Source organism: Cyanobium sp. ULC082 (assembly GCF_977927535.1).
This window is the reverse complement of sequence record NZ_OZ376397.1, coordinates 1,117,736-1,132,485: the sequence shown is the minus strand read 5'-3', so window position 1 is coordinate 1,132,485 and position 14,750 is coordinate 1,117,736. Positions and strand designations below refer to the sequence as shown.

Below are 14,750 nucleotides of genomic sequence, written 5' to 3'. Positions count from 1 at the left end.
GATGAACGCTCCACTTCCCACGGCCAGGAAGGGGCTCACACCTCATCAGCAGGTGGGATGCAGCCTGGGTGCCATGGCTGGAGCTCTGGTTCTCTGGGCCTGCTTCTGGGCCGTGCCGACCGAAGTGGTGGGCAAAGGGGTGTTGCTGCTGCCCGATAACGCCGGTCTGCTCGATGCCCGTGCCGGTGGCCAGGTGCGCCGGCTCCATGTGGCCGTGGGCGATCGGGTGCGGCGGGGGCAGGTGCTGATCGCGTTCCACCTGCCCGTGCTCGAGCGGCAGCTGGAGCAACAGCGGGCCAACCTGCGGGAGCTGGAACGCCAGGACCTGCAGCTCTCCGGTCGCGATCGGCTGCGACTGCTCAGTGAGAAAGAGGCGGTTGACACGGCTCTGGCCAAGCTGGCGGCGGATCGCGGCCGCTTCGGCCGTCTCAAGGGCACCTACAGCGAAAAGCTCTCCAACCTCGACTGGCTGGCGCAGCGCGACGTGGTCGCCCCGCTCTCCACGGAGGTGGTGGCGGTCGAGCAGGGTCTGACCAGCACCGGCGTGAGCCTCGATCAGGTGCGGATCGAGGAGAAGCGGCTGCTCACCAGCTTCCAGCAGGTGAGGCTGAGCATTGAAACCGAGGCCCTGCAGCGGCGTTTCCGCATTGATGATCTGCGCCGTCAGTTGAGGGTCACGGAGGCCCAGCTTGGTTTTGACGGCCGCCTCCACGCCGACCGCGACGGTGTGGTGCTCGACCTGCAGGTGATCCCCGGCCAGACCGTGGCGGTGGGCCAGCGGCTGGGCACGATCGGCCGGGATCCGGGCGCTGCAGCGCTGCGGGCCATCGCCTACTTCGCTCCGGCCGATGCCCGCCGCCTGCGCGATGGCCTGCCGGTAGAGGTTGTTCCCGACTGGAACCAGCGGGGCCGTTTCGGTGGCATCGTCGGCAAGGTGAAGAGGGTGAACGTGCTTCCCGCCACCGAGGCCGACATCTCCACCACGATCGGCAACCCCCAGCTCGCCAAGGCGCTGGTGGAAGCAGGACCGGTGATGCGGGCCGAGATCGGGCTGGAGCGCGACCCCGGCAGTGTTGATGGCTATCGCTGGACCCTGTCGCAGGGCAGTCGCGTCTTTCCGGTGCGGGAGGGGCTCACCACCGTGACCCACGCCTATGTGGAATGGCGCACTCCGCTTTCCTACGTGCTGCCGGGGCTGCGGAACCTCACCGGTGGATTCCGCGGCTTCGATGCCAACCCAGGCCCGGGGGATCGGAAGTGAGTTCGCCAGGTCCACGAAAATCACCTCCGGCCACCACCACATTGCGGCGGGAGTTGCCCTGGCTGATCGCCGAAGCGGCCATCTTCGTGGTGCTGCTCAACGCCAATGCGCCGGAGTTGTGGTTCTGGCTGGTGGTTCTTGTGGTGCTGCTCGCCTACCGGCTGGAGCGCTGGCTCCAGGCTGCTCAGGATGGTTCCCCCTGAGCAGCCTCCACCATCGCCTCGGCGTGCAGACCGATCAACCGGCTGCGGTGGATCCACTGCGCCAGCAGGTCCAGCGCCGTTTCGCCGGGGTCATGGCTGGAGTCGGGTCGGCCTGCCAGGGCAACGAGTTCGCTGGAGGCCTGCCTCAGTTTTTGCAGGCAGGAACGCTGCTGCTCCACGCCAGCCTGGTCCCGTCCCGCCAGGCTGGCATCGAGCAGATCCGCGGCCTGCCGCAACAGCGCGTCCCGGGCCCGTCGCAGTTCGGGCGGCACCGCCGGGTCCGGCTGGCTGAGGTCGCGCAGGCCGCTGAGCAGGGCGCCGCCATGGAAGAGTTGCTGATCCCACTGTGTTGCCAGGGCACCGGGAGTGGGGAGCAGTTCCTCGCGGGCGAAGGGAAGCTGGTCGAGCAGCTGATCCCGCTGGCCCCGCAGGAGGCTCAACCGTGTTGCTGAGCGCTCCGGCTGGCGCAGCGCCGCCGCCAGCTCCCGGCGCCACTGGCCCAGGGCCAGCTGCAGGCGGTGGCTGGCTCGCACCGGCATGATCCAGCGGGCCGCCAGCACCGCGATCAGCACCCCGGCCAGGGTTTCCACGGCCCGCAGCCCGATGTAGGTGGGCCAGTCGCTGCTGTGGTTCGCCACCGAGCCAGCCACCACATGGCCACCCACGATGAAGCCGCTGCTCAGCCCCAGTCCGTGGCCCAGCACCCGCACCAGGCTGAGCCCGAGTGTCGCGGCCGGCACCCCTCTCCACTGCAGCAGGCCCAGCAGCAGCAGGCAGACCGCCGTTCCACAGAAGGTGCCGATCACCCGCTCGCGCGCCGCCTTGCGGCCCTGGCCGATCGAGCCCTCCAGACTGAGCAACACCGCCAGCACCATGAACAGCCCTTCAGGCAGCCGGAACAGTTCGGCCAGCCCGGCGGTGAGGCTGAGCACCACGGCGTTTCGCACGGTCAGGGCGGTGTTCATGCCGGCGCGGCTGCCCCTGCCGGGACCACTGCCCATGCCGGGCCCACCGCTCCGGTCAGGAAGGCCAGCTTGCCCGCCAGGGCCTCGCGCTCCAGCGACAGGCAGCGTTGGGCGAGGGGGCCGTCGGCGCTCGGTCCATGGGGGTGGCGCAGCAACGCCGCCCCATGGATCACCGCCTGCTCCAGCGCCTGCAGCCGCCCTTCCCCTGGCAGATCCGTGCCGACGGACGGGTCGGAATGGGCGCTCAGCTGCGCCATTTCCCGGATCTGCCTGAACAGTTCAACCAGCTGGCGTTCCTGTCGCTGGGCGCGGACGGCATCGGGCTGAAGATCCAGATCGGCCAGCAGGCCCAGCAGTTTCGCCTCCAGCTGCTCCCGTTGTTCCCGGTCGCCCCTCGGCCAGAACAGGTGCTCCACCGCCATGCCGATCGATAACCCGAGCAGATGCCAGAGCACCCTCGCGAGCACATAGGTGGGACCGGCAGCTGAATCCGCCGGCACCATCATCATCAGAAGCACAGCAACGGCGCCATTGCTGCGGCTGCCTCCGCTCAGGTTCCAGTGGCTGCCGAGCAGCTGAACCAACAGATACCCGACCCCGATCCAGATCCACCCCGGTCCCAGCAGGAGCAGGGCGCAGCCGACGCCGCCTCCGAACAGGGTGCCCACGATCCGCTCCCTGGCCAGACGGCTGGAAAGCCTCTGATCGGCCAGGTTGCTGCGGGCCACCCCGTAGAGGCAGTACCAGAGATCAAGGCTGCTGGAGCCGTTCCAGCGCAGCGTGATCGCCGCCGCAATCAGGCTGGCGATCCCGATGCGCAGGCTGCTGTGCCACTGCTCGGTGGTCAGCGGGCGGAATCCCATCGCGCGGCCTCCTCCTTCGGCAGGGTCAGCGTCACCGGCGGGGCAGCGGCTGCGCTGTCCCAGGGCCCGGGAAGCAGGTCACGCAAGAGCTGGGCATAGGTGATGTTCACGGCCACGGTGGCTTCGAGCCGCCCGACCAGGCTGGTGATCAGCCGGTCCTGGGTGAGCGAGAGGGTCACCTCATCGGACAGGCCGCTCTGATAGCGCAGGCGAGCATCACGGAAGGCCTCCAGGCTGGCAGCCACGCCGCGCCGGGCCGAGGCCAGCCGGGCGAGGCTGGCCTCGTGGTTGAAGAAGGCTTGCTCCAGCCGCAGGCGGATGTCGTTGCGGGCAGCGGCGAACCGCTGGGCCTCCCCTTCCTCGCGGCGGGCCAGGGCCCGCACTTCGGCGGCGCTCCGTCCCCCGTCGAAGAGCAGCCAGCGGAAGGTGAGCGCCACCGACCACTCGGTGCTGCCGGTGTTGAGGATCGGGATCACGGTGGCACCACAGCAGTCGCCGCTGGCATCCCATTGCTGGCTCTGGCTGCCGGCGGCTCCGGCGCTGGCAGCCAGGCTCAGGCTCGGCAACAGCTCGGCGGCCCGGGCCTCCTTCTCGTTGGCCAGGGCTTCTCGCATCGCCAGCAACGCCTCCAGTTGGGGATTTCCCGCGTAGGCGGCCAGCAGGCTGGACTCCAGATCGAGGGGCCAGCGCGGCTGCAGGGCGATCGGATCGCCGGCGCCAGGGGTGATCCCAGGCGGCAGGTTGAGCAGCAGGGCCAGGCGACGACGGGCGATCGCCTGATCCGCCCTCGCCTGGATCAGCCGTTCTTCGCTGTCGGCTTCGATCGCCCGGCGGCGCAGCAGATCGAGCCGGGGCACCAGCCCTGCCTGCTTGAGGGCGAGCACGTCCTGGAGGATCACCAGGTCATTGCGCAGATCAGCGTCGCGAATGCGCACCAGTTGGTCGGCGCGCTGCAGGCCGTAGTACGCCTCGCTCACCTCCAGTTGCCGTTGGCGCAGGGCATTGGCGTAGGCCTGGCGGCCCATCCGCAGCCGGGCACGGGCCGCCTGGATCGCCGGCTGGCGGGCGAAATCGAGCAGGGCCAGTTCCAGCTCCACTCTCCCGGCCACCGAACGCACCCCCTGACTCAGCCTGGCGTTGCCGCCGCCTGGAACGAAGAAGGGGCCGTCGGTGGTCGATCCGTCTGCGGCAAGCAGGCCGTTGGCGGCGAAGTTGGGCCCGAAACCCAGCCGGCCATTGCCCTGGGGTACCCCGAACGCGCTGGCGCTCTGGCTGTAGCCGAGGCCCGCCAGGGCAGAGATCCTTGGCCAGAAAGCCCCCAGCTGCGCCTGCAGCTGCGCCAGGGCAGCGGCCACGTCCAGCCGTCTGGCCTCCAGGCTCGGGCTCTGGGCGAGGGCGATGGCGATGGATTGCTCAAGGCTGAGGTTCTGGCTTCCTGCCCGCCTCAGCTGGGTTGCGCTCGGCAGGGCCAGCGGCGGCGTTGCCTCCAGCCCGGCTGGTGTGCTGCCACTGGGCTTCTGGCCGGCGGAGTCTGTCGCGGGGGCTGGCTCCGGCAGCAGTTGATCCAGCCACTGCAGCTCTGAATCAAGCCGCTGCCAGGAGCGCTCCAGAGCCCGGGTGCCGGTGGGGATGGCGGACCCCTGCAGGGCCAGCCAGCAGGCGAACAGGCCGAAGCTCAGCCTTGCAGAGCCGCCCGATCTGCAGAACCGATGGTTGCCTTTGCTCCCCATCACCTCATGCCGTGGCAACCGGAGCATCGTTGGCGGGCGATGGCGAGAACCGTTCCCCAGGATCCACGTCTTCGGGAGCCCCATGACCGTGGTTGATCGTCGGGCTTCATCCCCGGCGGTGTGCAATCAGAACAGGAATCGGTAGCGACCCTCGCTGGCCCCATCGCCACTGCTGGAGCTGTCCGTGCTCACGGCCGGCCAGTCTGCTTCCCAGTAGCTGATGCCATTCTGATCAAAGGGTCGGCCACCGATCCGTTCGGTACTGAGGTTGGTGGCGGCCATCGCGGTGATCAGGCCGCCGATCTGCATCGGCCCGAGATCGGTCTTGACGTCATCGCCGGCCGCTGCCAGCAAGCTCGGCAGCCGCACCAGATTCTCAGGCCGGGTCAGCTTGGCGAACAGGGCACTGAGCACCAGTTTCTGGCGATCAATCCGACCGATGTCCCCTGCTTCATCGTGGCGCCAGCGCAGGAAGCCTTCCAGATCCCTGCCCTTCAGGGTCTGCACACCAGGCTGGAGATCGATGTAGAGCCCCTGGCTGTTATCGACGTAGTACATCCGCTTCGGCACGTTCACTTCCACACCGCCGAGCACATCGCCCATCCTCCGGATGGCACCCAGGTTGATCAGGAGGTGATGGCCAATTGGACGGCCCAGCCGATGGCTGAGTTCTTCCTTGACGGCATCCGTGCCGCCGTAGGCATAGAGAGCATTCGCCTTGATCGGCCCGAACCGTGGTGAATTGATGTAGGTGTCCCGGGGAACCTGGGTGATGGTGGTGTGGCCGTCGGCAACCCGCAGGGTCAGCATCACATCGGTGTTTCCACCGCCGACGTCGGAGCCGAGCACGAGCAAATCCTGGTCGGTGTTGGCCCAGGCCGTGAACGGATTGGGGATGGCCCGGGTGTCAATCTTCCAGCCGGAGCTGACCAGGCCCGCCAGTGGTGCCGCGAGCAACAGCCCGCCGCTGAGGCCGGCCACCATGGCGAAAACCACGATCCAGGGACCGGATCTGGACCGCTTGGAACTGAGTCTCAATGTCGGTGCAACGGTTGTAGGTGGAGGAACTTGGTCTGAAGAGCCGACCGGGAAGGCTGCACCACGGGAGGCATCATCTCTTAATCCTATTTCATCTTTCCCTGATCCTTTGCTGCCGGGGCGCTCGCTGAGCCAGGTCCAGATCGCAAGGAGAGAGGCTGTCCCGACAGTGGTGAAAAAGTGTTGGCTTCAGATCCAGCCTTCCCCTGGGATTCCGCCGCCGCGGCGGCTCCGCACCAGCATTCTTGCCTCCTGCAGGGCCGGCTCCAGGTTCCTGGAGCTGAACGGCGGCAGGGGTTGTCTTCGCAGCCAGGCTCCCCAGTGGAACTCCAGGAACGGCACGGAGGGCTGCGGGCGGATCAGACCCTCCTGTTTCAGCTTCCAGACCAGGCTCCGGTACGGGTCGTCCTGAAGCTCAGCCAGATGGCGAGGCAGGCGTTCCGGTGGGTAGGGACCCTGGCCGTCCCGGTCGATCAGATACAGCCAGCCACGCCGGTTCAATTCCTCCAGGCAGTAGCTCTGGCTGGCTCCTTCCAGCTCCAGCACCACCGAGCAGAAGACCGTGGTCTGCGGGGCCACATCAAGCAGGGCCCGCAGACGGTGGTGGCGATCGATCATCCAGTGCTCCCCGGCACTGCTCACGGCGATCGGCACCGGTCGGTTGCGGAGATAGCGCCGCAGACTCTGGGGTGATTCGAGCCGGAAGTCGCTGGTGCGTGCCTCCACTTCCGCCAGTCCCAGGCAGAGCTGTGTTGGCTGGAGGCAGCTCAGCGGCAGCTCGATGAGTTCACCCCCCGGCGGGGGCAACGGCTGAAACGGGCCTGGAATCGGCGCCATGGGCGAGCACAGCTGGTGCGGAAAAAGAGAGCCCTCCCTCACATCGTGCAACATCCAGGCAGCTAGCGGCGTTGCCGCCGGCCATGCCCTCCGCTCGGCTCAGGCCGTCAGGGCTTCGCTGGCCCGCAGCCCGGCCTGCACCCTCCAGAGATTGGCGTAGACACCGCCATGCCGCAGGAGATCGTCATGGTGGCCGCTCTCGACGATCCTGCCCTCCTCCATCACCACGATCCTGTCGGCATGGCGCACCGTGCTGAGGCGATGGGCAATCACCAGGGTGGTGCGCTCAGCGGTGATCAACTCCAGGGAGCGCTGAATGGCGGCTTCTGTCTCGTTGTCCACCGCGGCGGTGGCTTCATCGAGGATCAGCACCGGTGGATCCTTCAAAATGGCGCGGGCAAGGGCGATCCGCTGGCGCTGGCCTCCGGAAAGCCGCTGTCCCCGCTCTCCCACCACCGTGGCGTAGCCGTCGGGCAGCGCCTCGATGAAGCCGGCCGCCTCGGCAAGCGCGGCGGCGTGGGCAATGGCCGCCGGGGTGGCGTCAAAGCTGCCGTAGGCGATGTTCTCGGCCACGCTGCCGTGGAATAGGAACACCTCCTGACTGACCAGCCCGATCGCTCGCCGCAGGTCGCCCAGCCTGAGACTGCGGATCGGCACCCCATCCAGCCGGATCTCTCCTTGATCCACCTCGTAGAGCCGCAACAACAGCTTGACGAGCGTGCTCTTTCCGGAGCCGGTGGCCCCGACGATTCCGATCGTGTGACCGGCGGGAATGGTCAGATCGAAGCCCTTCAGCAGGGATTCCCGTCCGGCGTAGCCGAAGCTCACATCCAGGAACTCCAGTGCTCCGCGCACCGCCGCCAGGGGAAGGGGCCGATCACCGCTGGGGATCGCCACCGGGGTGGCCAGCAGGTCAAGCACCCTGTCGGTGGAGGCCATGGCGCGCTGGTAGTCATCGAGGGTGCGGCCGAGGGTGGTGAGCGGCCACAGCAGCCGCTGGGTGATGAAGACGAGAAAGCTGTAGCTGCCAATCGCGATCGCCCCCTGCCAGGCCTGGAGGCCGCCGATCACCAGGATCGCCACGAAGGCGAACAGGATCGCGAAGCGGATCAGAGGGATGAAGGCCGCCGAGAGCCGAATGGCGTGGCGGTTGCTGCTCCGGTAGGCCTCGCTCTGCCGGCCGATCCGCTCCAGTTCCCAGGACTCGGCGGCGTAACTCTTGATCGTGAGCATGCCGCCCAGGTTGTTGACCAGGCTGCTGTTGAGATCGCTGGCCCGATCGCGCACGTCGCGATAGCGGGGGGCCAGCCGTTTCTGAAACAGCAGGGAGCCCCAGAGAATCGCCGGGATCGGCAGAAAGGCGACTCCAGCCACGCCGGGTGAGAGCACCAGCATGGCGCCACCCACGGCCAGCACCGTGGTGATCAGCTGCAGAACCTCGTTGGCGCCGTGGTCGAGGAAGCGCTCCAACTGGTTGATGTCGTCGTTGAGAATGGCCAGCAGCCCTCCGCTGCTGCCCGCTTCGAAAAAGGCCATCTCAAGCCGCTGGAGATGGTCGTAGGCGTCGAGGCGAAGCTCATGCTGCACGGTCTGGGCCAGGTTGCGCCAAAGCACGCCGTAGAGGTATTCGAACAGGGATTCGGCGCTCCAGATCAGAAAGGAGAGCACCCCCAGCACCGCCAGCTGGCTGGGAACGCTGCTGAAGCCGAAAGCCGCCAGCCAGGACGACTGCTGCCGCACCACCACATCGACGGCCAGGCCGATCAACACCGGTGGGGCCAGGTCGAAGAGCTTGTTGAGCACCGAGCAGGTGGCAGCCAGCCAGACCAGGCGTCGATGGGGTGCGAGCGTGGCCAGCAGACGGGCCAGGGCGGGATGCTCGGGTGATGCAGCCATGCGGAAGGCGGAATTCAGGATCGGTTTGAAATGAGCTGTTTTTGCCCAGCCGGCGCCACTAGAACGGGAAAGACTCCAATTGGAGCAGATCCGTTGACTCGCTCACGCTCTTTCACACGGTTCCAGCGCTGGACGGCCAAACTGCGCCGTCGACACCTGCGCGCTTCATTGCCTGAGCAGCGCGAGGGCGAACTGCTTCTGCTTGAGCCCGCCGCCAGCTTGCGCTCCCAGGGCTGGACACGGGATCTGAGTCTTGATCTCGACGAGCTGCAGGACGGCAGGCTCTGAATCCATCAATTAGCGTGATTCACCCTGAGGCCAGCCCTGGGATGCATTGGAAGAAAATCCGAAGAGATCGAAAAACGCGTTGCCAATTTGGCCCATCTGGGTTCATTGTGCTGAAACCCTAACGTTGCGATTTCACCCCATGGCTTCGCCCGTTGCCTGGAGTCTGGCTTGGAGTGAGAGCGGAGAGCTTGCTTTCGCCGACCGTTTTGACCTGCTCCAAACGCTGATTCGCACCGAAACCCCTGAAGTTCAATACGCGTTCGTCGCCAGCCTGGAAAGACTATCCCTGGAGGAAGTGTCCTGCCTCTGCACCGACGGACTGACCGGCCAGACCGCCTGAGGGAGGGCTGCGATGATCACATCCTGAACCGTTCCTGTGTGCGTTTTCGGCAGGTGGACTGGGCGGCATCCAGTCCACTCCCCTGATTGATCTGATCGAGGAAACAGGAGCAGGTGTAGGTGCTCATTCCTGGTGGTGCCACTTTGCCGGCGGCCTGGAAGGCAGCGCTGAATCCAGCCAGGCAGAGTCGCTCGACCACAACCTCGTCCTTGCTCTGGGCCTGAGCCTTCTCAGTGCCCACCAGTGCAACCAGCGGCATCAGGGAAAAGGCCGAGACCACAGCCAGCCAGCCGGGCACGTATCGCATCCTCTGGTCGGACGATGGGACGAAATCCGGTGCTCGGCGCATGGGTTGCTCGATCAAAGGGAAGGCGTCAGCTGGAGAGGCGGCTGATCTGAAGTTCCTTGTTCATGACCCGCAGCTGCTTCAACGCCGTGAACACATCATCCGGCATTCCCTGGGGCAGATCGATCGTGCTGTGGGTGTCGAAGATCTGGATGCGCCCGATGCTGCGACCGGCGAGACCGGCCTCATTGGCGATGGCGCCGACGATGTTGCCCGGCTTGACGTGGTCGCGCCAGCCCACTTCGATCCGGAACCGGTCCATATCGGCATCCGGCACGGAGGGCCCATCCTGCCTGGAGAACCCATCGCGACCCTGCCGATCGGGCCGCCGCCGCTCACCACGACGGTCGTCGTCATCGCGGCTGCGTTCCCGATCACGCTGGCCGGTGGAGCGTTGCCAGTCTTCGTTGCCATGAACCAGCAGGGGCTTGGTGCCGACAGCAAGCTGGAGGGCAGCCAGAGCAAGCTGCTCCGGGCTTGCCTCGATCTCGCCTCCAACCCGTTGGAGGATCTCGCTGAGCAGGGCCAGCTCCTGCTCGGCAGCGCGGGGATGCTGGACCAGGGTGGTGAGCTCCAGGCGCAGACGGTCGAGCCTGTTCTGGTTGATGTCGGCATTGCTGGGAACCGCCATCGGCTCGATCGGCTTGCCCACCGCACGCTCCAGACCGGTCAGGAAGCGGCGCTCCCGAGGGGTGAGGAACAGGATTGCATCGCCCTGGCGGCCGGCTCGGCCGGTACGGCCGATCCGGTGTACGTAGGCCTCACTGTCGAAGGGAATGTCGTAATTGATCACCAGGGTGATCCGCTCGACATCGAGGCCCCGGGCGGCCACATCCGTGGCCACCAGCACGTTCACCTGGCCGCTTCGCAGCCGCTCGACGGTGCGCTCACGCTGCGACTGGGGAACATCGCCATTCAGGACGGCCACGTCGTAGCCGTGTTGCTCGAGGGCTTCAGTGACGGCCAGGGTGATCGCCTTGGTGCGGGCGAAGATGATCACACCCTCACTGCTTTCTGCTTCCAGAACTCTGGTGAGGGCCTCGAGTTTCTGGGAGCCGTTCACGATCAGATGACGCTGGCGAATCGTGCTCGATTCGGCGCCTTTCTGGCGGATGGTGACTTCTGCGGGGTCCTTGAGGTATTGGCGTGAAAGGCGCCGAATCTCCGCAGGCATGGTGGCGGAGAACAGCACAACCTGCCGCTGTTCGGGAAGCTTCTCAAGCACCCATTCGACATCGTCGATGAACCCCATCCGGAGCATTTCGTCGGCTTCGTCGAGCACGAGGCTGCGCAGCCCGGACAGATCGAGGGTTCCCTGGCGCATGTGATCCATCACCCGGCCCGGTGTTCCCACCACCACCTGGACACCACGGCGCAAGCGCACGATCTGATCACGGAAGTCGGCGCCGCCGTAGATCGGCAGGACGCGCACCTGGGGCAGCTTGCTGGCGTAGGTGTTGAACGCTTCGGCCACCTGCAGAGCCAGCTCCCGGGTCGGGGTGAGAACGAGTACCTGGGGGGTGCGTTGGCTGGGGTCGAGCCGTGAGAGCAGGGGGAGGGCAAAAGCCGCTGTCTTGCCTGTTCCCGTCTGGGCTTGTCCGACCAGATCGCGGCCCAGCATCAGTTCGGGAATCGCCGCTTTCTGGATGGGCGAGGGAGTGGTGTAACCGCAGGCTTCGACGGCTTCAAGCAGGGGAGCGCTGAGGCCGAAGCCATCGAAGCCGCCTGGGGTGCCAGAGACGGAGATCAAGGGAGCGGCCGTTTGGAGAGGCTCGGCAGGGATCAGGGAATCCGGCTCAGGATGGGAGCTGACCTGTTCGCTGATCGTGTCTGACGTGGTGGTGGCGTCTGACGTGGTGAGGTTGTCGGAAGTCGTGAGGTTGTCGGAAGAGCACGCGAAGCTCTCGCAAGCGGAAGGCTGGGTCACGGAGATTGTGGAGGCGTTGGCCTGGAATGTCCTTCAACGCAGGCCGGCAGCGATCCAAATCTTTGGCCTATTGGGCCTGAAGCAAGACTGCCTTGCCCTTAATCAAAGGGTGAAGAAGAATTGTATCACCAGGCACTCCACCCACTCCCGGATGCTTCAGCGGAGTGAGGCCGTCCTTCCGTAATCGTCGGCGAGTCGCTCGATGTCGTCTTCGTCGAGCCTCGATCCGATCTGAACCTCCAGGATCGCCAGAGAGATGGCGCCTGCCGTGGCCCTGTGCACAGCGCCCAGGGGAATCAGCAGGCGGGTGCCCTGCTCCGCTTCGATGACCTGCCCATCGCATTCCAGCGTTCCCGCACCCTCAATCACCACCCAGTGCTCGCTGCGCTGCTGGTGACGCTGCAGGCTGATCCGCTGGCCCGCTTTGAGTTGAAGCCGCTTCACCTGATAACCAGGGCCGCTGACCAGGCATTCGAACCACCCCCAGGGTCGTTCACAGCGTTCTGCTTCGAAGGGGGGCACAGCTCAGGAAAAGGCGGACGGTTTCCAGGCCTGGGCCCGGGCCAGGCTGATCTCGGCGATCTTGTCGTGGGAGTGCAGCCGCCGCTGGATCTGGTTGCTGCAGGTCTGCCAGCTGGGCGGCGTGGCCGAGCCGTCGAAGCAGGCTTCCGAACGATCTTCGAGCATCCGCCCCAGCGTGGCCTCACCTCCTGTCGGATCCGGCAAGAGCAGGTAGTAGCGGATCATGAGGGCCGAGCTCGTTGTTGCTCCTTCAGTCTCTCCCATCAGCCCGGCCCGGGGGTTCGGTAGCAATGGCTTCATCTCAGCGCCTCGCCGCAGCCAAAGATGCAAACCGAGCCAAATTCCTGACCCATGCCCAGTCCCCAGCGCCTTGCCGCTTTCCGTTCAATCCAGGAACGTCCGGCGGCGGCAACGGCCCCCAATGCACCCCTTCAGGAGCTCTGGGCCCAGGACGTTTTTGATCTCGCCAAAATGAAGGCGGCTCTTCCTAAGGACGTCTTCAAGTCGGTTCAGAAGACGGTCAAGGAGGGCGGCAAGCTTGATGTTTCGGTGGCCAACATGGTTGCCCAGGCCATGAAGGAGTGGGCAACGAGTCGGGGAGCTCTCTATTACGCCCACGTCTTCTATCCGCTCACCAACTCCACCGCCGAAAAGCACGACGGCTTCATTTCGGTCCAGGGAGACGGCTCCACCATCACCGAGTTCACCGGCAAGGTGCTTGTCCAGGGCGAACCTGACGGCTCCTCCTTCCCCAACGGCGGCATCCGCTCCACCTTTGAGGCCCGCGGTTACACCGCCTGGGACATCACCAGCCCGGCCTTCCTGATGGAGACTCCGAACGGGGTCACCTTCTGCGTCCCCACCGTTTTCATCTCCTGGACCGGCGAGGCACTCGACAAGAAAACGCCTCTGCTGCGCTCCAATGCGGCCATGAACCACGAGGCCCAGCGGCTGCTCAAGCTGATCGGCTACACCGACGTGGCTCCGGTCAACTCCAGCTGCGGCGCCGAGCAGGAATACTTCCTCGTGGACAGTGCTTTCGTGGCGCTTCGCCCGGATCTCCTGCTCACCGGTCGCACCCTGTTCGGAACTCCTTCGGCCAAGGGCCAGCAGTTCGACGATCACTATTTCGGCGCGATCCCTCAGCGGGTCCAGGTCTTCATGCAAGACGTGGAGCGGCAGATGTACACCCTCGGCATTCCCGCCAAGACCCGTCACAACGAAGTGGCGCCGGGCCAGTTCGAGCTCGCCCCCTTCTTCGAGGCCGCCAACGTGGCCACCGATCACCAGCAGCTCACGATGACCCTGCTGAAGAACACCGCCCGGAAGCACGGCATGAACTGCCTGCTGCACGAAAAGCCGTTCGAAGGCATCAACGGCTCCGGAAAGCACGTCAACTGGTCGGTGGGCAATGCCACCCAGGGCAACCTTCTGGATCCCGGCAACACCCCCCACGAGAACATGCAGTTCCTGCTGTTCTGTGGAGCCGTGATTCGCGGCGTCCATCTCTATGGCCCCCTGCTGAGGGCCGTGGTGGCCACGGCCGGCAACGACCACCGGCTCGGGGCCAACGAAGCCCCTCCTGCGATCATCTCGGTCTACCTCGGCAGCCAGCTGGAAGATGTCTACAGGCAGATCCTCGAAGGCGAAGTGACCGGATCCGCCACCGCCGGGGTGATGCAGCTCGGTGTCGACACCCTGCCTGAATTCCCCAAGGATCCAGGCGATCGGAACCGCACATCACCCTTCGCCTTCACCGGCAATCGCTTCGAGTTCCGGGCCGTCGGCTCCAACCAGTCGGTGGCGGGGCCCCTGGTGGCGATGAACACGATCCTGGCCGATTCGCTCCGCTTCGTGGCCGATCAGCTGGAAGCCAAGCTCGGGGCGGGTGAAACATTGCCCAACGCAGCCTTTTCGGTGCTCAAGCAGATCATGCAGGAGCATGGTTCGGTTGTGTTCGGCGGCGACGGCTACTCCGAGGCCTGGCATCACAAAGCCGTCGAAGAGCGCGGACTGGAGAATCTCCGCACCACTGCCGATGCTCTCTCCGTGCTGCAACGGGAGGATGTCCGCCAGTTGTTCGTCAGTGAAGGGGTGCTCAGTGCCGTTGAACTGGAAAGCCGCTACGAGGTCTACGCCGAGCAGTACGTGCTGGCGATCGAGGTGGAAGCCAAGCTTGCGCTTCAGATGGCCCGCACCCAGGTGTACCCGGCCGTCATGACCTATCTGGGCCAGCTCTCCAGCTCCCTGCACCACCAGGAAAACCTCGGCCTTCCCCCAGACCGGGCGATGGCAGGCAAGATCGCCAGCCTCAACCAGCAGCTCCTCCAGACCTGCACGAAGCTGGAAGAGGCCATCGCCAGCCCACCCCACGGCGATGCCCAGGCCCACATGAACCACTGCGCCCACACCCTGTTGCCCTTGATGGAAACCCTGCGGGAAGCCGTCGATGGCCTGGAAACGCTCGTGGATGATGCGATCTGGCCCCTGCCCACCTATCAGGAGATGCTGTTCGTCCGTTGAGCCACAGCTGA

General features: G+C 65.7%; 15 protein-coding genes. 5 read left to right on the top strand and 10 right to left on the bottom strand.

Annotated elements, in window-relative coordinates:
- The first annotated feature begins 1 nt into the window (after position 1).
- Both ACXMDY_RS06075 and ACXMDY_RS06070 read left to right on the top strand, forming a co-directional pair.
- Complete coding sequence (locus tag ACXMDY_RS06075) at positions 2-1,261, top strand: NHLP bacteriocin system secretion protein (protein WP_259701683.1); 1,260 nt, start codon at positions 2-4, stop codon at positions 1,259-1,261.
- Positions 1,258-1,464, top strand: coding sequence for a hypothetical protein (locus ACXMDY_RS06070; protein WP_259701682.1), 207 nt, complete (start codon positions 1,258-1,260; stop codon positions 1,462-1,464). Before ACXMDY_RS06075 ends, ACXMDY_RS06070 begins: the two co-directional genes overlap by 4 nt.
- Here ACXMDY_RS06070 and ACXMDY_RS06065 read toward each other — a convergent pair.
- From ACXMDY_RS06065 to ACXMDY_RS06040, 6 genes are all read right to left on the bottom strand, one after another.
- Complete coding sequence (locus ACXMDY_RS06065; protein ID WP_259701681.1) at positions 1,446-2,465, bottom strand: FUSC family protein; 1,020 nt, start codon at positions 2,463-2,465, stop codon at positions 1,446-1,448. The two genes, ACXMDY_RS06070 and ACXMDY_RS06065, sit on opposite strands and share 19 nt — an antisense overlap.
- On the bottom strand, positions 2,426-3,292 hold the full coding sequence (locus ACXMDY_RS06060; protein WP_259701680.1) for an aromatic acid exporter family protein: 867 nt from the start codon (positions 3,290-3,292) through the stop codon (positions 2,426-2,428). The genes ACXMDY_RS06065 and ACXMDY_RS06060 overlap by 40 nt, the downstream gene beginning before the upstream one ends.
- On the bottom strand, positions 3,274-5,049 hold the full coding sequence (locus ACXMDY_RS06055; RefSeq protein ID WP_259701679.1) for a TolC family protein: 1,776 nt from the start codon (positions 5,047-5,049) through the stop codon (positions 3,274-3,276). Before ACXMDY_RS06055 ends, ACXMDY_RS06060 begins: the two co-directional genes overlap by 19 nt.
- 99 nt (positions 5,050-5,148) lie before the next feature.
- Positions 5,149-6,006 carry an LCP family protein gene (locus ACXMDY_RS06050; RefSeq protein WP_259701678.1) on the bottom strand — a complete coding sequence of 286 codons (858 nt, stop codon included), beginning with the start codon at positions 6,004-6,006 and terminating at the stop codon, positions 5,149-5,151.
- Positions 6,007-6,249: 243 nt separating this feature from the next.
- Positions 6,250-6,897, bottom strand: a complete 648-nt coding sequence (locus ACXMDY_RS06045) for a ParB/Srx family N-terminal domain-containing protein (protein ID WP_259701677.1) — start codon at positions 6,895-6,897, stop codon at positions 6,250-6,252.
- 99 nt (positions 6,898-6,996) lie between these two features.
- Positions 6,997-8,793, bottom strand: a complete 1,797-nt coding sequence (locus tag ACXMDY_RS06040) for an ABC transporter ATP-binding protein (RefSeq protein WP_259701676.1) — start codon at positions 8,791-8,793, stop codon at positions 6,997-6,999.
- 93 nt (positions 8,794-8,886) lie between these two features.
- On the opposite strand from ACXMDY_RS06040, the gene ACXMDY_RS06035 reads away from it, so the two are divergent.
- Together ACXMDY_RS06035 and ACXMDY_RS06030 are read left to right on the top strand one after the other, a co-directional pair.
- A complete protein-coding gene (locus ACXMDY_RS06035; protein ID WP_259731993.1) occupies positions 8,887-9,081 on the top strand; it encodes a hypothetical protein in 195 nt (64 codons plus the stop codon).
- A gap of 139 nt (positions 9,082-9,220) precedes the next feature.
- Positions 9,221-9,421 (top strand): hypothetical protein, encoded by a 201-nt coding sequence (locus ACXMDY_RS06030; RefSeq protein WP_259701675.1) that lies wholly within the window; start codon positions 9,221-9,223, stop codon positions 9,419-9,421.
- 16 nt (positions 9,422-9,437) lie between these two features.
- Here the strand turns inward: ACXMDY_RS06030 and ACXMDY_RS06025 are convergent, their stop codons facing one another.
- From ACXMDY_RS06025 to ACXMDY_RS06010, 4 genes are all read right to left on the bottom strand, one after another.
- Entirely contained in the window at positions 9,438-9,770 is a 333-nt protein-coding gene (locus tag ACXMDY_RS06025; protein WP_457767503.1) for a hypothetical protein, read from the bottom strand.
- A 25-nt stretch (positions 9,771-9,795) separates the two neighbouring features.
- Complete coding sequence (locus ACXMDY_RS06020; RefSeq protein WP_259701673.1) at positions 9,796-11,517, bottom strand: DEAD/DEAH box helicase; 1,722 nt, start codon at positions 11,515-11,517, stop codon at positions 9,796-9,798.
- A 333-nt stretch (positions 11,518-11,850) separates the two neighbouring features.
- On the bottom strand, positions 11,851-12,216 hold the full coding sequence (locus tag ACXMDY_RS06015; protein ID WP_259701672.1) for a phosphomannose isomerase type II C-terminal cupin domain: 366 nt from the start codon (positions 12,214-12,216) through the stop codon (positions 11,851-11,853).
- A gap of 3 nt (positions 12,217-12,219) precedes the next feature.
- Complete coding sequence (locus tag ACXMDY_RS06010) at positions 12,220-12,441, bottom strand: hypothetical protein (RefSeq protein ID WP_259701671.1); 222 nt, start codon at positions 12,439-12,441, stop codon at positions 12,220-12,222.
- 126 nt (positions 12,442-12,567) lie between these two features.
- On the opposite strand from ACXMDY_RS06010, the gene ACXMDY_RS06005 reads away from it, so the two are divergent.
- Positions 12,568-14,739, top strand: a complete 2,172-nt coding sequence (locus tag ACXMDY_RS06005) for a glutamine synthetase III family protein (RefSeq protein WP_259701670.1) — start codon at positions 12,568-12,570, stop codon at positions 14,737-14,739.
- Positions 14,740-14,750: the final 11 nt, after the last annotated feature.